The following is a 23,146-nucleotide window of genomic DNA, read 5'->3' on the forward strand; positions in this document are numbered from 1 at the left end:
TTTAAGTGAGTAAGACCCCTGAAAGATGATCAGGTAGATAGGCTGGAAGTGGAAGCATAGTGATATGTGGAGCGGACCAGTACTAATCGGTCGAGGACTTAACCACACAATGTGGGTAAGGGTAATAATTGGTGTTGTTTCGTGTTGGTTAACTATCTAGTTTTGAGAGAACAAGGTTCTCCAATCTAACAATTAAAAGAGTCACTGTGCGGTGACGATGGCGGGAAGGATCCACCTGTTCCCATTCCGAACACAGCCGTTAAGCTTCCCAGCGCCGAGGATAGTGAAGGGTCTCCCTTTGTGAAAGCAGGACGTTGCCGTGCAGCTCTTTTTTTGTTATAATAGCTTTAACTTNCTACACGGTTAAACTATGCGTCCTTAGCTCAATTGGATAGAGCACCTGACTTCGGATCAGGCGGTTAAGGGTTCAAGTCCTTTAGGGCGCGTAAGCAATAGGACGATTTAAATAAACAATTAAAACATGTGATTCTCATCAACGTATGAGGACACATGTTTTTTTGTATTAAACCGCTACCCGTTCTATTGGAATGTATATCCACGGTTGCATCTCCCTTTTCATTTAAATAAATTATTGGTATAATTATGATTAGTCAAAAATAGTCAAACACTTATGGATGCTTGACATTCTATAGCAGAGGAGGATACTGATGGACTTGAAATTTAAAGGGAAAACCAATACACTTCGAGTCTAAGCATCAGTAGTGATCCGATATGGAAAATCAGAACATGACAGATATAATAGAAGCCTATTTAAAAAAAGTGCTGCAGCAGCAAGAACAGGTCGAAATCAGAAGAAGTGAAATAGCTCAACTTTTTGATTGTGTCCCTTCTCAGATTAATTACGTTATTAATACCCGATTTACGATACAAAGAGGTTATCTGGTTGAAAGCAAACGAGGTGGCGGTGGGTATATTCGTATTATCAAAGTACAGGTTCTCGATGACTTGGATATGCTGAATACTATGATAGAAATCATTGGTAAAAGTATTTCCGAAAAAGATGCTGATTCAGTTGTTCAGAAACTGTATGAAGAAGAGATTGTATCAAAAAGAGAAGCGAAATTAATGCTGGTTGCGATGGACAAGTCGCTATATACAGGGGATCGATTACTCGATAACCGCCTGAGAGCTAATCTGCTCAGGTCAATGCTGGCGAATTTAAAATACGAAGAACCTAAGAAACGAAAGGCGGACAACTCATGAATGAACTGTTTACAGAAAAAGCCAAAAAAGCTTTATTAATTGCCCAGGAAGAGGCTAAATCCTTCCGCCATCGATCAGTTGGAACTGAACATTTATTGCTGGGACTTATAATTGAAGACGAAGGTATCGCAGGTAAAACTCTTAGAGAATTGAATATATCAGAAGAGGACATTAAAGAAGAAATCGAGCACCTCTCCAGTTACGGTCCAAATCAGTCGACTCCAAAGAATGCGATTTTACCGTATTCTCCGAGAGCCAGACAGATTATTAAGTATGCAACGGATGAAGCGCGTCGCATGAAACGTCCGCTTGTCGGTACGGAGCATCTGCTGCTTGGTTTATTAAGAGATGAAGATATTCTCTCGGCCAAAATTCTCAACAATTTGGATGTAAATTTAGCAAAAGCCAGACAGCTGGTTCTGAAAAAACTAGGGTCACAGGACAAGTCACAGAAGGCCAAGCTGAATGGCAGACGCACTGTGAAATCTTCGCAGGGTACCGCCACGGGTGGCACGCCAACCCTTGATTCTCTGGCTAGAGACCTGACCCAGTTGGCTAGAGACAACCGTCTGGATCCAATCGTCGGAAGAAATAAGGAAGTTAGACGAATTATCCAGATTCTAAGCCGTCGTACAAAAAACAACCCGGTTCTTGTAGGTGATCCGGGTGTTGGTAAGACAGCTATTGCAGAAGGCTTGGCACAGAAGATAGTGGCCAATGAAGTTCCCCCCGTTCTTATGAACAAACGATTGATGACCCTGGACATGGGCTCGCTTGTTGCGGGTACAAAATACCGTGGTGAGTTCGAAGAACGAATGAAAAAGATTATTGATGAAATATACCATGATGGAGAAGTTATTCTCTTTATTGACGAACTGCATACACTTATTGGTGCCGGTGGAGCAGAAGGTGCAATTGATGCATCAAACATTCTTAAACCAGCTCTGGCGCGAGGAGAACTGCAGACAATTGGTGCGACAACGCTGGATGAGTATCAGAAGCATATTGAAAAAGATGCCGCACTTGAAAGACGATTTGCCTCTATTCATGTCGACCCGCCTACAGAAATGGAAGCAGAGGAAATTCTATTTGGCTTGCGTGAACGTTATGAATTACACCATGGGGTTAAAATACTGGATGAAGCTATCCGAGCAGCGGTTCATCTCTCCACCCGCTATATAACGTCCAGACAGTTACCGGACAAAGCGATAGATTTAATGGATGAGTCGGCATCAAAAGTCCGGATGGATCAAAGTGATGCCGCAACCCCTCTTTCTAAAGCAACTGAGAATTTAGAGAATCTTGTGCGCAAGAAAGAAGAAGCGATTCAGTCGCAGGACTTTGAACGTGCGGCACTCATACGCGAAAAAGAAATGCGCCAGCGAAAACGTCTGGAAAAACTTATTAAGAAAGAAACCCAGTCAACTGAATCCCAACTGGAAGTGACGGCTTCCGATATTTCCGAAGTAGTCTCACAGTGGACGGGTATTCCAGTCAATCAGATGGAACAGAAAGAAAGCACGCGACTCCTGAACCTTGAAAAAGTCCTTCATGAACGGGTTGTCGGACAGGAAGAAGCTGTGGTTGCTGTTTCTAAAGCAATCAGGCGGGCGCGCAGTGGTCTAAAAGATCCGAACCGTCCAATTGGTTCTTTCATGTTCCTAGGCCCAACAGGTGTCGGTAAAACGGAACTGGCTAAGGCACTTGCTGAATCAATGTTCGGCAGTGAAGAAGCTCTTGTACGTGTTGATATGTCAGAATTTATGGAAAAATACAGTACCAGTCGGCTGGTAGGTTCTCCTCCAGGCTATGTTGGGTATGATGAGGGTGGTCAGCTTACTGAAAAAATTCGTCAGAAACCTTATTCAGTGATTCTGCTGGATGAAGTGGAGAAAGCTCATCCGGATGTATTCAATATCCTGCTTCAGGTACTGGATGATGGCTTGCTGACTGACGGTAAAGGACGGAAAGTGGACTTCAAGAACACAATACTGATTATGACTTCCAACTTGGGTGCGACGGCTCTAAGAGACGAAAAATCTGTCGGCTTTGGTGCGATTGATAAGCGATTTGACCATGAAGCGATGGAAAAACGCATCAGGGAAGAATTGAAGAATGCCTTCAGACCTGAGTTTCTGAACCGGGTAGATGACACGATAGTCTTCAAGTCTCTGAACAAAGAAGAGTTGAGAGAAATCGTTAAACTGCTGACCAAAAATATTATTACGCGTATGGAAGAAATTGGTATTCACCTGAAGATTACTCCAGCAGCGATGGATGTTATTGCAGAAGCAGGTTTTGATCCGGAATACGGTGCACGCCCATTAAAACGTGCGATTCAAAATAAAATGGAAGACCGCTTAAGTGAAGCCTTGCTTGCAGGAGAAATAAGCCTGGGAGATAATGTCACACTAGGTGCTTCTAAAGGTGAAATAACCCTAAAAGTGAAAGAATCAAGAAACGATGCCAAGCAAGCAGTTAAATCCTAATCTAACAGGCGTGTGTCACATATTGTGGCGCACGCTTTTTCTCTTATGAGGGCATATTAGTTGGTTCATATTAAACTTTCTGTTAAGGTTAAACTAGAAAATAAGTGGAAGGTGGTAAACATATGAATCATAATGAAAAAATGGATGGCACACAAAAGAGTATTCTGATTGGTGTAGCGGTGGCTTTTCTGGTAGGTATAGTAACCTTCTTTTTTGCTTCTGATGAAGCAAAAAATAAAACTAAAGCGACAGTTAACAGACAGAAAGCGAAGTACTATGTAAGTGATAAATTCAATAATAAAAGTGCCAAGAGTCTTGTAGATAAGCTTTCAGATGATGAAGTCAATAAACTGCTAGGAACTGCAGATAAAGTTCATGATTTGGAAGACAAATTTTCAGATATGACTGCAGATCTAAAAGACTTTATGCACGACAAGAAAAAAGATGCAAAAAAAGCCTACAAAAAAGCTAGAAAATAAGCAAAAAAGAGGACCCCTTAAAGGCGTCCTCTTTTTTTATAGAATGAGCAGGTAACATAACAGGAGCTCGTGGTTGTTTTTTAAAGACAAGCCAGTGGTGTCATGGAAACGATCCATCCTGTACTGAAGAGTGTTACGGTGAATAAAGAGATTTTTCGCTGCGACACTGACATTACCCTGACTGTTCCAGAGTGCATGGATGAGTTCCCGCCAGTCGCTTGACTCATCAATCAGACTTTTCAGTTCCTTCATAATGGTACTTTTACCGGTCGCTTCTTTAGTAAAGTAACGGAGGGCGACATCGGGAAGGGAGCAGACCTGATGCGTCAGATGACTCACTTCCTGCTGAAAAATGGTCTGTTCTTCTTTTAAAACACGACGCAGTTGTTTATCCGGTGTCCAGAAATGGCCCACATAAGCATGGGTACGAACCGAGAAATCGTCTTCTAGAGTCTGAAGAATACCGGTGATTTCTTCCTCGGTAAACTCAGGTGCCGATGTATCTTGGATAATCAGACAGGTATCAGTCGTGACAAAGAATATATCAAGAACAGGTTCAAATAAGTGAGCAATGGAGTCAGTCCAGATGGAGTAATCAAACTGGGTGTCTATTTTTTCCAGAATCAGCTGGACCATTCGAATATTTCCGGTTGTTTTCGGGGGCGCTTCCCTTTTTCCTTCCAGATAAGCGGCCCATTTCGAATGTGAGACGGGGAACGTTGCAGGCTCGCTTTCCTGTTTCAAAAGGGTCAGCAGCTGCCATTCCTTATCACTTAAAGAGTCTGTTGGAATATGAATCCACTTGTTTTTATATGGGATACGGAATGTATCAGTATCCAAGAATGGGTAATCGGATAGTTGCAGGTTTGGGTAGAGTGATTTTAGTTTAGCGTAATCCAAGCAAGGGCCTCCTTTAACATACTAGTCTTATTTTACCATTGTTTAAACGAAAGAGAAACTAAGGTATAATGAAGAAAAATCGGTATGGAGCGAAAGAGACATGAGTCAGTTTACGGAAGAGGAAATCAGCAAGTACATGAACGAAGCAATTAAAGAAGCCAGAAAAGCTGAAGCGTTGGAAGAAGTGCCTATCGGGGCGGTTATTGTCAGAGACGGCGAGATTATCGGCAGGGGGCACAATTTGCGTGAGACCAGTCAGCAGGCAACGACTCATGCTGAAATGCTTGCCATTTCGGAAGCAAACAGAACTGTCGGGAATTGGCGCCTTGAAGAGTGCCATATGTTTGTGACACTGGAACCGTGTGTCATGTGCAGTGGGGCAATTGTACTGGCGAGGCTGAAGAGTGTTTATTACGGTCCCGCTGATCCTAAAGGTGGTGCAGTGGAATCGCTGATGAATGTCTTAGAAGATGAGCGGCTGAATCACCAGTGCGAAGTCCATAGCGGCATTGAGGAAGAAGAATGCCGTCTGCTTCTGACTAATTTTTTCAGGCAGCTGCGTGTCAAAAAGAAACAGTTAAAGAAGGAATCGGCTGACTGAGGGGCTGTTTAATTTAGAAATTACAGCTTCAATGATTCGGCCTCGCAGAACAGTAACGTAAAAAACGCTACTCCCATAAAGGGGTAGCGTTTTTCTATCTATTTAGAAATAAAAATCCTGATCCTTACTTAGCAGACATGTCCTTGTCTTTTTCAATCATTTTATCAAATGATGTGACTATTGCATTGGAGAAGTCACTCTGAAGCAGTGACAGAACGGCTTCCACAGTTATACCGCCTGGGGATGACACTTGGTCGATTAGATCCCACGGAGAGGAATCCGAATGCAGTGCTGTCTTCCCACTTCCCAAAACAGCCTGCGAAGCTATTTTTACAGCCTTGTCTTTAGGCATGCCATATTTTACAGCGCTTCTTGCAAGGGTATCGATAAACATAAATACCAGTGCGGGAGAACTTCCAGCGAGTCCAATAAATAAACTAAGCTGATCTTCAGGCAAAAATACGGTTTCTCCGACTGCTTTAAATAGGCGATCGGCTGTGTCTTTGTCTTTTTTCGAGACCGCAGCGTTTTCGCAAATGGCTGTCATGGAAGAACCAACTTGGGCATTTAAATTAGGCATGACACGCAGGATTTGCTTTTCTGATAAAAATTTAGTCAACCGGTCGGTAGGGTAGCCGGCTGCTACTGACAGAACCAGTTTGTTCTCAGGTATAGTCAGCTGACCGAGAACATTGTCAATCTGGTAGGGTTTAACTGCCAGAATGATGACATCCGAATGATCAACCACCTTCTGATTGGCATCTGCGCCTTTTACTTTCCACGCTTTTTCAATAGTTTTGCGGCTTTCCTTACGATGAGTTGAGAATATCAGCTCATCTTTTGAAATAATATCGTTAGTCAACAGCCCCTTGGCAATTGCCTGAGCCATGTGACCAAACCCAATAAATCCAACGTTCATTAGTCGTCACTCCTTTATCACTGATTATTATTATATTGTAACATATTAGAAACAGAGGACAGGTTGATTAATAATAAAAGGAGTCACTCTCTTCTAAAGCGATTGCAATTCAGATTAGAATAATCATTAGAAAGTTTTAATAAAATACGTTGACTTAATGCTCAAGGCTTGCTAGTATTACTCTCATACTACATATTTGAGGAGGCAGACAAATGAGAAATAGATTAAGACAGTCATCATGTATAGGTTCTTATTTGGATGTGTATGCATCTGCGTCTGCAGCACTCACTGATTTATTTATTATTATTATCTAGCCAGGATTCTAATCTGTAAAGATGGAGTCCTATTTCTGCAACTTTGGAAAGTGGGCTCAGGTAATGCATACAGCAGCCAGCCTACTTGTTAATGAGTAGGCTGGCTTTTTATTATGGATTAACTGATTCATTAGTGAAGATGCTCAGTTAGACGAGAGAATACACCTGAATATGTAGATCAATCAGAAAAAAGAGGAGAGTTTAATATGAAAGAGTATGTAAAAGATAATTTACTTAAAGTATCATCGGGGGTAGCAAATGCTATTTTTGTTACGATAGGTATCGGCTTTTTATTCGGCACTATCGGAGATATGCTCGGCTTATCCATATTGGTGACAATAGGAGGAATCACACGTGTTTTACTCGCTCCGGCTCTTGGTGCTGGTATTGCTTATAATTTAAAAGCCAATACGCTGACCTTATTCGCAGCCATGGCGTCCTCGACAATTGGTGGAGGAGCGGTTGAGTTGACAGAGGCCGGCTTCACTCTCGTGGGAGGGGATCCAATTGGTGCATTGATAGCAGGGACTATCGCCACGTGGGTGGGGAAGAAAGTGACCAATACTTCTCCGCTTGACATGATGGCTATCCCGACATTATCCTTGCTGGCTGGAGGATTAGCCGGTGCAGGATTAGCTCAGGTCATCACCCCAATCCTTTTAACCGTCAGCGAACTGATATCTGCAGCTGTAGCAGGTAGCCCGATAATTGGTTCGTCAGTTATGGCAGCACTGTTTGGGTTGTTTTTAATGTCGCCTCTATCATCTGCTGCATTATCAATTGCCTTGGCTATGAGTCCTATGGTAAATGGAGCGATGCTGATTGGAACAACAGCTCAGTATTTCTCGTTCTCGATTCTATCCTACAAGGAAAACGACCTGGGTGGTTACGTTGCCCAGGGCTTGTGCACACCCAAAGTGCAGCTGCCGAACATTATCAATAACCCCATGATTTTAGTTGGTCCGACCATCGCTTCATTGGTATCTGCGCCCATAGCTACGATGGTATTCGGTTTTGAAACGATACCAGAAATGGGAGGCGTTGGATTTGCTGCCGCTGTTGCTCCACTTTGGGTAATAAATAATTTAGGCTTGAGAGGACTTAGTGTATACTTGTTCTGTGGGGCAATTCTCCCTATAATAATAACGTACACTGTAAATAAGCTGCTGTATGCTTCCAAAGTGATAAAAACGGGAGACATGGCGGTCACAGTAAGCTGATTTAAAATGGGGATTAAAGCTGCTGAAAGTTTAATAATAGATAGGGGAAAAAGATAGATGATTGAAAACAGTAAGACAGCGAACATCGATTGGGAAAATTTAGGATTCAGTTATAGTAAAACGGATTACCGCTTTATCTCGCACTATAAAAATGGTCAATGGGATGAAGGTGAGTTGACGACAGACAATCAGCTACATATTTCTGAAGGCTCAACTGCCCTTCATTATGGACAGCAATGTTTTGAAGGGATGAAAGCCTACCGTACATCTGACGGTTCGATTAACCTGTTCCGTCCATATGAGAATGCCCGACGCATGCATAAAAGCTGCGAACGCCTGTTGATGCCGGCTTTTCCGGAAGAAGCCTTTGTAGAAGCCGTTAAGAAAGTCGTACGTGCCAACGAAGAATGGGTACCGCCGTATGGAACAGGTGCATCTCTCTATATTCGTCCTTACATGATTGGTGTAGGCGATAATATAGGGGTAAAAGCTGCGGATGAGTATATTTTTTCCGTATTTGCAATGCCTGTGGGATCTTACTTCAAAGGCGGCTTAAAACCTGCTAATTTCATTGTCAGCGATTATGACCGTGCAGCACCGAGAGGAACCGGAGCTGCAAAAGTCGGCGGCAATTACGCGGCGAGTCTGCTTCCTGGGATAGATGCGAAATCACGCAGTTTCAGCGATGCGGTATATCTTGACCCAGCCACGCATACTAAAATAGAAGAAGTTGGAGCAGCAAACTTCTTTGGAATCACACATGACAATGAATTCGTCACACCTCAGTCACCATCCATTTTACCGAGTATCACCAAATACTCCTTATTGTGGCTGGCTGAACATCACTTGAATCTAAAAGCAAGTGAAGGTGACATTAGAATTGATGAACTGGACCGATTCAAGGAAGCTGGCGCTTGCGGAACCGCTGCTGTTATCGCACCCATCGGTGGCTTGCAGGAGGGAGAAGACTTCCATGTGTTTTATTCGGAAACGGAAGTTGGACCTGTGACGCAACGGCTATACAATGAACTGACAGGGATTCAGTTTGGAGACATTGAAGCACCTGAGGGATGGATAGAAAAAGTATAAACGATAATATGAAGCATTCACATATACTGAAAAGGAGAGAAAACCATGAGCATGCTGAAAGAATTTAAAGTGGAAACTGACAGCAAACAGGCATTTATCTTACTGGACACATATTTGAATGATATTCTTAAAGAAAGTGGCGTCAGAGAAGGGATAATGGTGGTCTTCATCCCTCATACAACAGCTGGTGTCACCATTAATGAAAATGCAGATCCGGATGTAAAAAAAGACTTGAAAAAAGCACTCGATGATACCTTCCCTAACCATGACTATTTTGTCCATGCAGAAGGGAATTCTGACGGTCATATGAAATCGTCTCTTGTCGGGGCAAGCGAGACTATTCTGATTCAGGACGGTAAACTAGTACTGGGAACCTGGCAGAGTATCTACTTCACCGAATTTGACGGTCCGCGTACACGGAAAGTTTTTGTAAAGATTATAGAAGGATAATGACATAAAAGCTTATCAGAAAGACTGTAAGCAGCTGAGAGAATGTGCTGTTTGTACCGTCTCTGATAGGCTTTTTTTCGTATATGGTTCTAGAGACCGATGTAGATGTATTCCTAATAATGTATAATATAAACAGTAAACAGTTACGGAAAATAAAATCAAAGAAGAGGTGACTTATGCTTGAAGTAAACGCACTACATAAATCTTTCGGTAGTTTAAAAGCAGTCGAAGATATTAGCTTTACCATTAAGCCAGGGGAAATCATGGGGCTGATTGGTCAGAATGGAGCAGGAAAGACGACCACATTCCGAATCATTTTAGACTTGCTGACGGCTGATAAAGGAGAGGTGCTTTGGAATGGACAGCGCATCTCCAAGAAAGTATTCAATACAATCGGGTACTTGCCGGAAGAACGAGGCCTTTACCCCAAAGTATCCATTGAGGATCAGATTCTGTATTTTGCTCAGTTGAGAGGAAGAAAGAAGCAGGATATCAAGCCCTTAATTGACGACTGGCTGGAAAAGTTTGATGTAAAAGGGCAGAAAACAGATAAGGTAAAGACTTTATCAAAAGGGAATCAGCAGAAAGTTCAGTTAATTTGTACTCTCATCCATCAGCCTGAACTCATTATTCTGGATGAACCCTTCAGTGGTCTCGATCCGGTCAATGCCGAACTGCTCGAAGATGGCATTAGAGAAGCTCAGGCCAACGGTGCAGCCATCATTTTTTCCAGTCATAATATGAACAATGTGGAAGAACTGTGTAACAGTCTGATTATGCTCAAAGACGGCAGACAGGTGTTAAACGGTTCGCTAAAGGAAGTCAGACAGCAGTTTGGCCGAACAAAATTGTTTTTAGAGTCCGATTTATCTCCAGAAGCACTGATGGCAATCGAGGGTGTAAAAAAAGTGGAACAGAGTCGTGATGGACTGGATATTGTTTATCTATCCGATCCAGAAGTGGGACGCGTTATTTTTGCAGAAGCGACTAAAAACGGCTACATCCCGACCTTCAGTCAGCAGCCGCCGACACTGGAAGAGATATTCAAAAGAACGGCAGGTGTAACAAATGAATAAATTCTGGATTATCACTAAAGAAGTGTTTAAGAAAAACATCAAGTCATTCGGTTTCTTAGCTATGGTATTGATTCCTCTTATTATTATCGGCTTTTTAGCTGGCTTAGGGTATTATTTTTCGCAGGAAGCAGCCAATGCTGAAGCTGTACCAATAGCTGTCCTGACTGAAGATGAAAGTCTTCAGCTGGTATTAACCGAAAACGATTGGAATATTGAAGTGGATGAGAGTATTACGACTGAAGACGCTGCAGATACTGCTCTTATAAATGATGAAATCGAAGGGTATATTGTAGCTGAATCCGACGGGGCTTCAATAGAAGCAAGCGTTATTCATACAGATGGAATGTCTCAGATTATGCCTTTAATCTCAGAAGCATTGACGACCCATCAGGCGATGCTCAGAGCCGAACAGCTCGGTCTGTCTCCTGAAGAAGTTACCTCTCTGTATGCTCCAGTTGCTATAGACGAGCAGGTGGTGTCTGTTACAGAAGGATCTTTGACTGAAGAAGACCAGCTAGACCGCATGGTGCAGGTCTGGAGTGCTTACGCCGTCAGTATTGCCATCATGGCATTTATTGTCACCTATTCCGGAATTATTGCAGAAGAAGTGGCCAATGAAAAAGGCACCCGTATTATGGAAATTATTTTGTCCAGCGCCAGTGCCACCCAGCACTTTTTTGGAAAACTGGTTGGCGTCAGTATGGTGATGCTGACTCAAATAGCGATTTACGTTGTTGCAGCAGTTAGTGCTTATTTTTACTTTAGGGATACCGAGTTCGTACAGGGGTTGATTGGGGGCCTTGATATAGTCGCCATGCTTCAGGAACTGCTAGGCTACACTCTCATCTTCTTTATTGGAGGGGTGCTAATGTATGTTATTCTAGCTGCTTTCTTTGGTTCACTGGCCACTAAAATGGAAGATGTAAACAAGGCTGTAACACCGATTGTCTTCGTTGCCCTCGCAGGCTTTTATATCGGTATGTTTGCCTTTAATTCGCCAGAAAATACTGTTTCTGTATTCTTTTCCTACTTCCCGTTATTCACGCCATTTGTTATGCCGTTCAGAATTGCTGCTGGAACCGTGGGCACAGGAGGAATTTGGTTGTCGATAGTGGGAACAGCAGCTTTCACTCTCTTGATAGCTGTGGTCTCTCTCGCGTTCTACCGTTCAAATGTTCTTGTTTATTCGGATACGAATATTATCGGTACAATGAAACGGTCCTGGAATATCATGCAGAGTAATAAGAAAGCTAAAGCTATGCAATCTAAAAATTAAGTCAGGAAACCCCACTGCAGATTGGTTGCAGTGGGGTTTTACAGTGTATGTCAATGCATGAATGAAATGGGGACAATTCTGGCCCGGCCAGAATGTTCCTAATTTTAAAGAGGTTTGGTTTGCTTTATATAAGTAGGTTGAAAAGTCTTTCTATTGCCTACCATATTAGGGAACTCACATGGGGACACTGCAATGAGTTAGTAGAATAATGGAAGATAGCATCAAGTCAGTGGTGTAAAGATAGATGAGTTAGTAGAATAATGGAAGATAGCATCAAGTCAGCAGGTTAAAATGATTTGAGTTAGTAGAATAATGGAAGATACAAATAAGTCATTTGATGTATGGCTGCTGAGTTAGTCGAATAACGGAAGATACCACTATGTCGTCCAATTAATACACATTGAGTTACCCGATTAATCCCCATGTGCTCTGAGAAATCTCGAGAAATGGCTTAAATTTGGACAAGCTTTACAATATTAATCCATAATTGCCCCATTAATCATTAAGAGGTTAATATTCGTAATATTATTAAGGCAGTAAACAAACAAATTGATAGTAACCCTTTTTATATTAGTGTATAATGAGAATGAGGTGAGAGAATTGTTAAAATATAGTGAATTAACGGAAGAGGATAAACGCAAACGTCACAAAATGATTATGCATTGGCCGGCTTTTCTGATCACTATTTTTCTAATGTTCAGTGAAGTGAATTATGCTGCCATCATGACCATGTATACCGGCTTGATAGTGATAGAACTTGTGATATTTGGACTTCTGGATATCAAATTCAATTATTCGCTAAAGGAATTACTTATAGATACTATGTATCTCCTTTTGATGACTCTCACTGTAGTGTACTTAGTGACACCTCTTTTCTTGTACCTGCTGAATGATTGGACTGCTACGAATTATATTTTTACTAACAGCATCAGACTAGCCGTCTCTTTTATTTATTACCACTTGTTCTGGTACAGCTATATTAATCTCTCAATTAAAATCAAAAAAAACCCACTTCTGAAATGGAAATGGGAGGTAACACGTCTTATAGCTTCTGATAAGAAGCGTTTTGCCGTAAAATAAAAAGCAGTACTGGCTCACTAACTGATGACAGTCTACCGTTCAGGTTTTAAGAGAACGCAGCGACTGCCATTACGGCTGTGTACCAGTACTTTTTTTGTTGAACTTATAGTAAAATTAACAGACCGGAGTAGAGGACAAGACCGGTCATGAATGAAGTCAGTCCATTCCCTCTGCAGGCAGGGAGCTCATCTTTCAAGGCATTCAGTACCAAGCCACCTGCAACAAAAGCTTCCAGCAGACCAATATAGGTATGAGGAATGGTCAAAATCAATCCGATTCCCCAGCCCAAAAGCACTGAGATAACCAGCAAGTTAAGGCCGTAGCGGTCATAAAGTGATTCAAAGTGATGGCGTAGCACCCAGTCATTTGTCAGGAAGTGAATACCAATGGCCACGAGATAAAGCAGGGCTGTAATGGATGATTCAAACAAATGATGGGAGAGTAAGAGTCCAACAATAAAATTATACAGAAAATAAGATCCGATATGTGCCCAGAAAATTCCCGAGGTGTGAGCGTTCTTTTTAATTAGTTTGATTCTGGACGATTTCAGACCGAGTTCAAGAAAATAAAACACCACAATACCCAAGAGCATGGAACCAAATATTATATGGGACGCATTCTGGGATGACAAATGGAATGTCTCCATTACTTCGTGTTCATAGGCTTGGACGGTCGGCAGCAAATGAAAGAATACATAAGCTAGCGAAATGCCGCCTACAAATGAAGTAAACTGATTGACAGAAAAGAGGCGAAGTTTAAAATGTCTTGATGACAAGTGAATAAATGAAAAACCTAAAGCAACAAATAGACTGGTAAATGGCACGATAATTCCTTCTTTCAATAAGTATGAAACGCTGTGAGCGAACATATTATAGTCCTCATAGTGGGGGGTGTCAATCGGTTTTCATGAAAATTTCTGAAAATAAAACTAGACACAAGGAGTCGATGATTTAATGGAAGATATTAAGGTGCTATTGGCGAAATACAACAGGCTGGAAACAGAGCGACTGATACTTAGACCGGTTACTTTGAAGGATGCGGAAGACATGTTTGAGTACGCCAGTGATGAGGAGACCACGTACTATGTCTTTGACAGACACGAATCTTTAGAAGAAACAGAAAAAGCCATCGTCAATTATTTTGTAAGTGACCCGTTCGGGAAGTACGGCATTGAACTGAAAGAGACCGGTAAAATGATTGGGACCATCGACTTAAGGGTGAAAGGACGAGATAAACGAACCATAATGGGCTACACGTTGAACAAAGCCTATCACGGCAAAGGCTATATGACTGAAGCGGGAAAACGCCTGCTTGCTTTGGGTTTTGAGACACTGGGACTGGAATGCATTGCTGCGCTTCACGATGAACGCAACGCTGTGTCCGGAAAAGTGATGGAGCGTTTGGGTATGACAAAAGAAGGCACGCTTCGGCATGTCGCTAAATGGAAACAGGGGGAATGGTTTAATGACGTCTACTATTCCATTTTGAAATCGGAGTACGATGTACAGCAAAGGTCTCACTAATAGGGGGTATCGCTTGCACTACCTGATGCCTACTTTTTATACTGGTAGTAACAACGACTACTAAGGAGGAGACAAATGGAAGTTACACGAGCGTTTCCGAAAGAAGAAGGTCTGGAAAACGGCTTAAAGGTTTTACGAGAAGGCTATATGTATGCACCGAACCGTCACCAGATCTATAAGTCAGATGCCTTTGAAACAAAATTATTGGGGCAAAAGACGATTGTAATTGGTGGAGAAGAAGCGGCCAAACTGTTTTATGATGAAAGCAAGTTCAAACGGGAAGGCGCTGCACCTGAACCAGCCAAAGCAACATTGCTCGGAAAAGGTGGTATTCAGGGCCTGGATGATGAGGCGCATCGCCACCGAAAAAAACTGTTCATGGATATGATGTCCAAAGAACGCATTGAAATTTGGGCGAAGCTTGTTGAAAAGCATTTGCTCAAAGCGACAATGAAGTGGCTCGAGAAAGACTCCATCGTTTTTTATGAAGAAAGTCAGAAAGTTCTGACTGCAGCTGTGTGTGAATGGGCAGGTGTTCCGTTGCCGGAAAAAGATGTGGATAAGCGGACGAAACAGCTAGTCAGCATGTTTGAATCGCCTATGGCAGCCAGCACGCGTCATATAGAAGGACGCATCGGTCGAAAGCAGGCAGAATCCTGGTGCAGCGACTTGATTGAACAAGTGAGAGAAGGAACTTTGGAGCCTAAAGAAGAAACGGCTTTATACAGAGTAGCCTGGCACAGAGAGCTGGATGGTAACCTGCTTGATCTTAAAACAGCTGCCGTTGAATTGCTGAATGTACTTCGACCTTCTGTTGCGATTGCCATCTACTTTGCCTTTACTGCTTTGAGTCTTCACCAGTTTCCTGAAGAAAAAGAGAAGCTGAACGGGGACAATCCTTACTATCTGCATATGTTCATTCAGGAAATCAGACGGTATTATCCATTCTTCCCATTCAACGGCGCAATCACGCGAAAAGATTTCGTCTGGGACGGTTACGCATTTGAAGAAGATACGCTTGTCATTCTCGATTTTTACGGGACCAATCATGATCCGCGCATCTGGGAAAAGCCAGAAGAGTTCAGTCCTGAGCGGTTCAGCGACTGGCACACGAGTCCAACTGACCAATTACAGATGAAACTGGTCGCACAAGGCGGGGGCGACTACGATACAGGCCACCGTTGTCCGGGAGAATGGAACACGGTGCGGGCAATGGAAATCCTGACTGACTTTTTAACTAACAAAATAACGTATACCGTGCCGGATCAGGATATCGGCTACAGTATGGTCGATGTACCGACTGTTCCTAAGAGCGGCATGATTCTGGAAAACATCGATTTAAAAGACTGAATTGTCTAGGAGGATTATCTTGAAAAGAGTGCTTAAAGTTATTCTGCTGGTGTTAATAGGCTTAATAGGCGGTATGGGCGGTTCGCTCAAACAGTCTGAACAAGCCGATAAAAGTAGTTAACAAATCATATAAATAGGAAAACACGTTCCAGCGCATTCTGTAAGTATGGATGCTGTTGGAACGTGTTTTTCTATTATTTTAAAAAGTTTTTAATAGAACCGTACGCTTTACTATTGCCAACAGGTAAACTTGTATCGAATAGCTCTATTCGGTATGAGTTTCAGTGTGAATCGGGAAAACTTGTTTCGATTAGACGCAATCGGGAGAAGATTTAGAACGATTGTGCCAAACTTGTTTCGAAAATGGCTGAATCGGCATGAGTTTATGCTCTTTAACCTTCTACTTTTTTCGAATAACCTTTTCCCGTTCAAATACCCTTAATCAGATCCCACAAAGTTCACTGCTTAAATTTGACGTAGCAATAGAGATACCCTGCATGGTATACTGCCAGTTGAATAGGAGTGATTACAATGAAACAGTTTCTCTGTCCCGCTTTAAGTATCGGCTTTTACCTGCTGTATTTTGTACTGCTGCAGCTAATCGTACTACTTTTACCTGACTCTCTTTTAACCACTATATTTATAATCAGTTCAGTATTTCTACTGATTCCTTTCATAGCTTCGAAATCTAGTGCTTTAGTGATGAGAAAAATAAAAGGGGCCAGCTGCTCGATTTAATTTAATTAATCATGTGTAAGCCAGTGCACTGAGTATGAGGCAACTTTTCGATCAATCCAATCACCGATTTTGAAAATTCACTGGAAAAAGATTGAGTTCTATGCTATTATAATAAGTGCCGCAAGGCCTCATGGCAATGGTGGGCGTATGAACCGTGTCAGGTCCGGAAGGAAGCAGCACTAAGTACTGCTCCACCATGTGTCATGTGATACATAGTGATGAAACATGCACGTTATTCATAGAAAGATGTTCCTTATCATGAGGGCATCTTTTTTTTTGGATAATTGACTAAATTTCTTTTTAAATTCAGCTGATTTTGACCTATAATAAAGAAGTGAAGGCAACAAGGAAAAGAGGAGAAAAATGAGTTATCAAGCTTTATATCGCGTATGGCGTCCACAGCGCTTTGAAGATATAGCGGGCCAGGAAGCCGTTACGAAGACACTGCGTAATGCATTAAGTCACGGGAATACAAGCCACGCTTATCTGTTCTCCGGACCGAGGGGAACGGGGAAAACGAGTGCGGCTAAAATTTTTGCCAAAGCCATGAACTGTAAGTATGCAGTTGACGGGGAACCGTGTAACGAGTGTGACATTTGTCAGTCGATTACTCAGGGAAGCCTGCCGGATGTCATTGAAATCGATGCAGCGAGCAACAATGGTGTGGATGAAATAAGAGACATTAGAGAAAAGGCCAATTATGCGCCGACTCAGGCTGATTACAAAGTATATATTATCGACGAGGTCCACATGCTCTCGATGGGAGCGTTCAATGCCTTATTAAAAACGCTAGAAGAGCCGCCCGTCAATGTGGTCTTTATCTTAGCGACAACGGAGCCGCATAAAATTCCGCTCACGATTATCTCGCGGACACAGCGCTTTGATTTCAGACGAATTGCTCCTTTAGACATTGTGCGCCGTATGACCTTTATTCTGAATGAAAAACAGGTCGACTTTGAAGAAGATGCGCTGCTGGCCATTGCTAAGGCAGCAGAAGGCGGGATGCGGGACGCTTTAAGTATTCTGGATCAGGCACTTTCCTTTTCGAATGGAACGATAACGCTGGATGAAACGCTGCGTATAACGGGTAGTGTCACGCAGGAACTGCTTAGCGAATATGTCCGAGCCTCACTCGTCAATGATACGGAAAAAGGTCTGTCGCTTCTGCACTCGATTCTTCAGGAAGGGAAGGATGCGAACCGCCTGGCTGACGATACCATCTTGTTCTGCCGGGATATTCTGATTTATCAGAAAACTCAGGAAGAAACCGTGCTGAAAATGAGCAAAGTCAATGAGCAGTTTACCCAACTGGTCAAAGATGCTGAGGCCGAAAAAGTGTATGAAATCATTCGTGTAATGAACCACACCCAGCAGGAAATGCGGCAGTCGAGTCATGCTGAAGTTTACCTTGAAGTGGCTACCGTGCGTTTGACCCAGCCTAGTCCGAATCAGCAAGTGGTTCAGGCGAATGGTGGGGGAGTTGACGACAAGGAAGTCAGTGCACTCAAGGCAAAAATGGCTCAGATGCAGAAAACACTGGAACAGATGCAGCAGTCACAGGCTCCTGCAGCGCAACAGATTCAGAAGACAGCCCGCAAGGCCAAAAAGCAGCAGCAGTTCAAAGTAAATAAAACTCAGGTCTTTAATGTCCTTGAAAAAGCGACCAAAGATGACCTGAACCGTCTGAAAGAAGTCTGGCCTGATTTAATCAGTTACCTGCCGGCCGGACAAAAGGCCATTCTAAAGACTTCTAAACCCGTTGCGGCCAGTCCTCATGGGTTGGTTGTCACCTTTGATTATGATATTCTATGTGAGAGAGCCTCAAGCGATACCTTTTTAATCGAGTCCATTGGGGATTATCTCGAAAAAGTCATCGGGCACCGGGCTGACATGTGCAGTGTACCGGCTGACCAGTGGCCAACTGTCAGACAGGCCTTTATCCAGCGAATGAAAAACAGTTCGCCCGAGGAAGAAGCAGAAACGGCTCCTGAAGAGCAGTCTGCTGATTCGGAAGAAGACTCTGTGGTCAGTGAAGCCATCGATATTTTTGGAAAAGAAGCAGTAACGATAAAAGACTAAATGGAGAGGACGAAACTACATGCGTGGTGGAATGGGAAATATGCAAGGTATGATGAAAAAAATGCAGAAGATGCAAAAAGAAATGGAACAGGCTCAGGAGACATTGAATCAGACAGAATTTGTCGGTACAGCTAATGACGACTTAGTATCTGTTACATTTACTGGAGACAAAAAACTTCAGAAAGTATCTATCAAAGAAGATATTGTGGATCCTGAAGATGTGGAAATTATTGAAGACCTGGTTCTTCTGGCAGTGAATGACGCTCTGACTAAAATTGACGAAGAAACTGAGAAATCAATGGGTAAATACTCTAAAGGTCTAGGCATTCCTGGAATGTAAAAGAGGACATTTGAAGACTGTAAAGTCAGGGCTGATGTCTGACTGATTTTACAGGAGAAAGGATACGGTTATGCATTATCCAGAACCGATTGCACAGTTAATGGACAGTTACATGAAATTGCCAGGAATAGGGGAGAAAACAGCTGCCCGCCTGGCTTTTTATACGGTAAATATGAATGAAGATGACGTGACGCGTTTTGCAAAGTCGCTCATCAGTGTAAAACGCGATTTGACTTACTGCTCCGTCTGCGGAAACATGACGCAGAACGATCCATGTGACATCTGTCAGGATAAAAATCGTGACCAGTCCCTTATACTCGTTGTCGAACAGGCAAAAGACGTGATTGCGATGGAAAAGATGCAGGACTTCAGAGGCCTGTATCATGTGCTGCATGGCGTCTTGTCTCCGATAGAAGGGACTGGACCGGAAGATATCAATATCCCGGTACTTATCAAGCGACTTCAGAAAGACGAAGTGAAAGAAGTCATTATTGCAACGAATGCAACGGCAGAAGGCGAGGCGACAGCGATGTATTTGTCTCGTCTGATTAAGCCGGCCGGCATTAAAGTGACGCGACTGGCACACGGTTTGTCCGTCGGAAGTGATATTGAATACGCGGATGAAGTGACACTGCTGAAAGCAGTTGAAGGTAGAAGAGAGATGTAGGATTAGAATAATGGGATTATTTAGAAAAAAGCACCAGTTAAAAAAGACGTATGACCAGAAACTGATAGATCAGATTCAAAAGCAGAAAGAGTTTTATGAAAATGCAAAGGGTATGGAGCGCTTGATGATTAAAGAGCATCCAAAATGGGATGCGGAACTCAAGCTTCAGAAAGCCAAGTATTTTTACCTGTTCAAAGAAGCACGAATCAGAAAGGTTCAGGGAAACCTCTTAAAATAAAAAATAGTAAAATACCGCTCAGCATCACACGTCAAAAGGATAGATATCATTTTCCTTTCAAAATGACGAACTGTGCGGTGCTTTTTTATGGTTTTTGATAAAACATCTACCGAATAGAGCTAATCGACACGAGTTTGCACTATTTATGATAAAACTCATGTCGAATAAAGTTAATCGGTACAAGTTGGCATTGATTTTAGTAAAACTTATGCCGAATTGGAGTTAATCGACACGAGTTTGCACTAATTCCAGCAAAACTTGTACCGAAAAGACTTGAAGAAAAGATAGCCGCTGCTTAAGCCGCAGTAACAGTCAGTATTTCAGCTGATGATGCACTAAAAGATGAAGAAAGCTGTCAGTAAGACAGCTTTCGACACAGTAAAAAAAGATAGTTTAAAATGCATGTGTAATCGATTCTATAAACGAATGGACAAGACGGTTGAATCTACCGTATAATAGAAACAAGAATACAGTAAGTATATTAATGGAGGAACACAAGTGAAAGGTTTATTTATCACCATTGAAGGTCCAGATGGTGCAGGAAAGTCAAGTCTGGTCAAGCGTCTGAACGCGGCTGTTGTCGCGCATACCAAGCGCCCGTTAGTGATGACACGAGAGCCGGGCGGAAGTGAGATTGCGGAAGAAATCAGAGAAATTATTCTTAATCCCGTACATACAAAAATGGACGCCCGTACCGAAGCGCTTCTTTTAGCGGCAGGAAGACGTCAGCATGTTGTGGAAAAAATTCGTCCCGCTCTCGATCGTGGGGACATTGTACTCTGTGACCGTTTTGTCGACAGCTCGATTGCCTACCAAGGAAAAGCCAGAGGTATCGGAATGGACGAAGTGAGAGCGATTAATGAATTCGCAATAGAAGGACTGAAGCCTGACACCACACTTTATCTGGACGTTGAGGCCCGTATCGGCCTGGCTCGAATTATGGATAAAAAATCCAATCGTGCTCAGGACCGTCTGGAACTGGAAGAAGTAACCTTCCATGATAAAGTGAGAGAAGGCTACAAGGAAATCATTGCACAGGATCCCGACCGTTTTGAGATTATAGACGCTTCTCAGGATGAAGAAACTGTGTATCAGCAAGCATGGGAAAAAATTCGCTCATTAATTAGTGAGTAAAGACAAACAGGAAGGATGATTACGATGAAATTAATCGTTGCAATTGTTCAAAATCAGGATAGCAAACGTTTGGCAGATGAATTTGTGGAAAATGGCATCAGAGCGACAAAACTATCTTCTACAGGTGGGTTTTTACGTTCAGGAAACACGACATTTCTGTTAGGAGTAGAAGACAGAAAAGTGGATGACGTACTGGAACTGATCAAGGAAAACTGTTCAACTCGAAGCCAGACAATGATGAGTCCACCGTCTTATGACTTTACACTTGAGTCTGACCTGACTTATCCAGTTGACGTTGAAGTAGGCGGAGCCACACTCTTTGTCCTTCCAATCGACCAGTTTTTACAATTTTAAATAGTAGGAGACTAGACATGTCTACTCAAAACACCAGACAGCCGAGCATTCAGCGGCTGTTTCTTCAGTTAGTAACCAATCAGACACTGCAGCATGCCTATATTTTTGAAGGCAAGGCCGGCACCGGGAAAAAGGAAATCGCTCTGTGGGTAACCCAGACGCTTTATTGCAAGGAAGCCGACAAAGACGAAGGGGCTTGTTTGACTTGCCAGACTTGCCGCCGGATTGCATCGCATCAGCATCCTGATGTCGTCGAACTGGCACCGGATGGCCAGTCGATAAAAATTGCTCAAATCAGAAACTTAAAAGAAGAATTTACCAAAAGTGGGATGGAAAGCCGCAGGAAAATTGTCATCGTTGAAGATGTAGAAAAGATGACGAATCAGGCAGCCAACAGTCTATTGAAATTCCTTGAAGAACCGGAAGGAGACATTATCGTCTTCTTATTGACCACAGCCAGACAGAAGCTGCTGCCGACGATTGTCTCGCGCTGTCAGATTATCCAGTTTCCACAACTCTCAAAAGAGGATCGCCTGTCCGCTCTAGTAGACAGAGGTATCTCCCAAGAAAAAGCAGCTGTACTCATTCACCTGACAAATGATGCTGAAACAGCCGAAGAGATGGCTGAGAGAGATGAGTTGAATCAGCTGATTAAAACGGCCTGGAAGTGGTTTGCTTTTATTGCTAAAGGGGATCAGCAGGCATTTGTTTATGTGCAGACCGATATTATGCCGCTGACAAAAGAAAAAAGCGACCAGTATCTCTTTCTGGATTTAATTTTATTGATACTTCAGGATATTTTAAACAGCCAGGTATCAGATAATTATGCTGTCGGCTTTCAGCAGCAGGCTTCTGCAATAAAAGAAGAAGCTGATCGACTGCGGCCGATAACGATTGCCGGTTGGATGGAAATCATCCTGATGGCTAAACGATACCTTGACAGCAATGTCGCTGCTCAGGGTATCTATGAGGATTGCGCAAATCAGATGGTTGCCTTGTCAAAAGAACGCAGATAACTGAAAACTGTTCTCAGTCAGTTTGGCTTTTTAAATGCAATCATGGTATGCTATAAAAAGATAATCAATTCTATTTTTTATCTGGTGAAAAAATAAGCAAACGATGAAAGTATAAAGAAGTGGTGACGTATGAATAAAAAAGAACTGCATGATACATTTTCAGATCTGGAATCTCAAGCAGAAGCCACCTTAAATATAATTAAAGACATGAAAGATGAGTTATCTCACTTAACGGAAGATAACCACATCCTGCGTATGGAAAATCAGCATTTGAGAGATCGGCTGGCAGAAATCATCAAGCAGCAGTCAGTAGAGAAACAAGCCGCTGATTCCGGCATGACGAAATCACGTTTGAATCTGGAGAAAATATATGAAGATGGTTTTCATGTGTGCAATCTCTTCTATGGTTCAAGACGAGATGGCGATGAACCTTGCGCTTTCTGTCTGGAAGTTATTTATGGCGAACGAAAATAAGTACCACAATATATAGTGTTGAGTAAAAAGACAAAGATGTATTTTAAAACAGAGTACTCCCGTTACTGGTACATTTGTACCGAATTGACGGGAGTGCTTTTTTGGTAACGAACACT

Annotated in this window: 24 protein-coding genes, 1 tRNA gene, 2 rRNA genes and 1 other RNA gene; 25 read left to right on the plus strand and 3 right to left on the minus strand. The window is 42.5% G+C overall.

Annotation, left to right across the window (positions count from 1 at the left end):
• The 6 genes from ACYVLS_RS00725 to ACYVLS_RS00750 form a co-directional block, all read left to right on the plus strand.
• A 23S ribosomal RNA gene (locus ACYVLS_RS00725) occupies positions 1-106 on the plus strand; the annotation flags it as partial.
• Positions 107-207: 101 nt separating this feature from the next.
• Positions 208-323: ribosomal RNA gene (rrf, locus tag ACYVLS_RS00730) — 5S ribosomal RNA — on the plus strand.
• A 49-nt stretch (positions 324-372) separates the two neighbouring features.
• A tRNA-Arg gene (locus tag ACYVLS_RS00735) sits at positions 373-446 on the plus strand.
• A gap of 286 nt (positions 447-732) precedes the next feature.
• A complete protein-coding gene (locus tag ACYVLS_RS00740; protein WP_460320094.1) occupies positions 733-1,224 on the plus strand; it encodes a CtsR family transcriptional regulator in 492 nt (163 codons plus the stop codon).
• Positions 1,221-3,713 (plus strand): ATP-dependent Clp protease ATP-binding subunit, encoded by a 2,493-nt coding sequence (locus ACYVLS_RS00745; protein ID WP_460320097.1) that lies wholly within the window; start codon positions 1,221-1,223, stop codon positions 3,711-3,713. The genes ACYVLS_RS00740 and ACYVLS_RS00745 overlap by 4 nt, the downstream gene beginning before the upstream one ends.
• Positions 3,714-3,835: 122 nt before the next feature.
• Entirely contained in the window at positions 3,836-4,192 is a 357-nt protein-coding gene (locus ACYVLS_RS00750) for a hypothetical protein (RefSeq protein ID WP_460320100.1), read from the plus strand.
• 36 nt (positions 4,193-4,228) lie between these two features.
• On the opposite strand, the gene ACYVLS_RS00755 is transcribed toward ACYVLS_RS00750, so the two are convergent.
• Positions 4,229-5,092, minus strand: a complete 864-nt coding sequence (locus ACYVLS_RS00755; RefSeq protein ID WP_460320102.1) for a helix-turn-helix domain-containing protein — start codon at positions 5,090-5,092, stop codon at positions 4,229-4,231.
• 100 nt (positions 5,093-5,192) lie between these two features.
• Between ACYVLS_RS00755 and tadA the strand changes: the two genes are divergently transcribed.
• Positions 5,193-5,693, plus strand: a complete 501-nt coding sequence (gene tadA / locus ACYVLS_RS00760) for a tRNA adenosine(34) deaminase TadA (RefSeq protein ID WP_460320104.1) — start codon at positions 5,193-5,195, stop codon at positions 5,691-5,693.
• A 124-nt stretch (positions 5,694-5,817) separates the two neighbouring features.
• Here the strand turns inward: tadA and proC are convergent, their stop codons facing one another.
• A complete protein-coding gene (gene proC / locus ACYVLS_RS00765) occupies positions 5,818-6,612 on the minus strand; it encodes a pyrroline-5-carboxylate reductase (RefSeq protein ID WP_460320106.1) in 795 nt (264 codons plus the stop codon).
• A 520-nt stretch (positions 6,613-7,132) separates the two neighbouring features.
• Here proC and ACYVLS_RS00770 point away from each other — a divergent pair.
• The 6 genes from ACYVLS_RS00770 (at position 7,133) to ACYVLS_RS00795 (ending at position 13,117) form a co-directional block, all read left to right on the plus strand.
• A complete protein-coding gene (locus ACYVLS_RS00770; protein ID WP_460320108.1) occupies positions 7,133-8,146 on the plus strand; it encodes a PTS transporter subunit IIC in 1,014 nt (337 codons plus the stop codon).
• Between the two features lie 57 nt (positions 8,147-8,203).
• Complete coding sequence (locus tag ACYVLS_RS00775) at positions 8,204-9,235, plus strand: branched-chain amino acid aminotransferase (RefSeq protein WP_460320111.1); 1,032 nt, start codon at positions 8,204-8,206, stop codon at positions 9,233-9,235.
• A 45-nt stretch (positions 9,236-9,280) separates the two neighbouring features.
• Positions 9,281-9,685: a secondary thiamine-phosphate synthase enzyme YjbQ gene (locus tag ACYVLS_RS00780; protein WP_460320113.1), complete on the plus strand. Its 405-nt coding sequence runs from the start codon at positions 9,281-9,283 to the stop codon at positions 9,683-9,685.
• A 176-nt stretch (positions 9,686-9,861) separates the two neighbouring features.
• The gene (locus tag ACYVLS_RS00785) at positions 9,862-10,761 is read left to right on the plus strand and encodes an ABC transporter ATP-binding protein (protein WP_460320115.1); all 900 of its coding nucleotides are present in this window, start codon (positions 9,862-9,864) and stop codon (positions 10,759-10,761) included.
• Positions 10,754-12,037 carry an ABC transporter permease gene (locus ACYVLS_RS00790; protein WP_460320117.1) on the plus strand — a complete coding sequence of 428 codons (1,284 nt, stop codon included), beginning with the start codon at positions 10,754-10,756 and terminating at the stop codon, positions 12,035-12,037. Before ACYVLS_RS00785 ends, ACYVLS_RS00790 begins: the two co-directional genes overlap by 8 nt.
• A 600-nt stretch (positions 12,038-12,637) precedes the next feature.
• The gene (locus ACYVLS_RS00795; protein ID WP_460320119.1) at positions 12,638-13,117 is read left to right on the plus strand and encodes a hypothetical protein; all 480 of its coding nucleotides are present in this window, start codon (positions 12,638-12,640) and stop codon (positions 13,115-13,117) included.
• Between the two features lie 103 nt (positions 13,118-13,220).
• On the opposite strand, the gene ACYVLS_RS00800 is transcribed toward ACYVLS_RS00795, so the two are convergent.
• Positions 13,221-13,985, minus strand: coding sequence for a hypothetical protein (locus tag ACYVLS_RS00800; protein ID WP_460320121.1), 765 nt, complete (start codon positions 13,983-13,985; stop codon positions 13,221-13,223).
• An 85-nt stretch (positions 13,986-14,070) separates the two neighbouring features.
• Between ACYVLS_RS00800 and ACYVLS_RS00805 the strand changes: the two genes are divergently transcribed.
• The 12 genes from ACYVLS_RS00805 (at position 14,071) to ACYVLS_RS00860 (ending at position 23,030) form a co-directional block, all read left to right on the plus strand.
• Positions 14,071-14,640 carry a GNAT family N-acetyltransferase gene (locus tag ACYVLS_RS00805; RefSeq protein ID WP_460320124.1) on the plus strand — a complete coding sequence of 190 codons (570 nt, stop codon included), beginning with the start codon at positions 14,071-14,073 and terminating at the stop codon, positions 14,638-14,640.
• A gap of 75 nt (positions 14,641-14,715) precedes the next feature.
• A complete protein-coding gene (locus ACYVLS_RS00810) occupies positions 14,716-15,990 on the plus strand; it encodes a cytochrome P450 (protein ID WP_460320126.1) in 1,275 nt (424 codons plus the stop codon).
• A 531-nt stretch (positions 15,991-16,521) separates the two neighbouring features.
• Positions 16,522-16,728 (plus strand): hypothetical protein, encoded by a 207-nt coding sequence (locus ACYVLS_RS00815; RefSeq protein ID WP_460320128.1) that lies wholly within the window; start codon positions 16,522-16,524, stop codon positions 16,726-16,728.
• Positions 16,729-16,852: 124 nt separating this feature from the next.
• An RNA gene (gene ffs / locus ACYVLS_RS00820) (signal recognition particle sRNA small type) lies at positions 16,853-16,942 on the plus strand.
• A gap of 149 nt (positions 16,943-17,091) precedes the next feature.
• Complete coding sequence (gene dnaX, locus ACYVLS_RS00825; RefSeq protein ID WP_460320130.1) at positions 17,092-18,807, plus strand: DNA polymerase III subunit gamma/tau; 1,716 nt, start codon at positions 17,092-17,094, stop codon at positions 18,805-18,807.
• 19 nt (positions 18,808-18,826) lie between these two features.
• Entirely contained in the window at positions 18,827-19,147 is a 321-nt protein-coding gene (locus tag ACYVLS_RS00830) for a YbaB/EbfC family nucleoid-associated protein (RefSeq protein WP_460320132.1), read from the plus strand.
• A 70-nt stretch (positions 19,148-19,217) separates the two neighbouring features.
• Entirely contained in the window at positions 19,218-19,814 is a 597-nt protein-coding gene (recR, locus tag ACYVLS_RS00835; RefSeq protein ID WP_460320134.1) for a recombination mediator RecR, read from the plus strand.
• 10 nt (positions 19,815-19,824) lie between these two features.
• The gene (locus ACYVLS_RS00840; protein WP_460320136.1) at positions 19,825-20,052 is read left to right on the plus strand and encodes a YaaL family protein; all 228 of its coding nucleotides are present in this window, start codon (positions 19,825-19,827) and stop codon (positions 20,050-20,052) included.
• A gap of 498 nt (positions 20,053-20,550) precedes the next feature.
• Entirely contained in the window at positions 20,551-21,186 is a 636-nt protein-coding gene (gene tmk / locus ACYVLS_RS00845; RefSeq protein ID WP_460320139.1) for a dTMP kinase, read from the plus strand.
• Between the two features lie 24 nt (positions 21,187-21,210).
• Positions 21,211-21,540: a cyclic-di-AMP receptor gene (locus ACYVLS_RS00850; protein ID WP_106192989.1), complete on the plus strand. Its 330-nt coding sequence runs from the start codon at positions 21,211-21,213 to the stop codon at positions 21,538-21,540.
• Positions 21,541-21,557: 17 nt separating this feature from the next.
• On the plus strand, positions 21,558-22,556 hold the full coding sequence (holB, locus tag ACYVLS_RS00855; protein ID WP_460320142.1) for a DNA polymerase III subunit delta': 999 nt from the start codon (positions 21,558-21,560) through the stop codon (positions 22,554-22,556).
• Positions 22,557-22,685: 129 nt separating this feature from the next.
• Positions 22,686-23,030, plus strand: a complete 345-nt coding sequence (locus tag ACYVLS_RS00860) for a DNA replication initiation control protein YabA (protein ID WP_228587773.1) — start codon at positions 22,686-22,688, stop codon at positions 23,028-23,030.
• The last annotated feature ends 116 nt before the right edge of the window (positions 23,031-23,146 follow it).

It is taken from the genome of Alkalibacterium psychrotolerans, assembly GCF_054784355.1.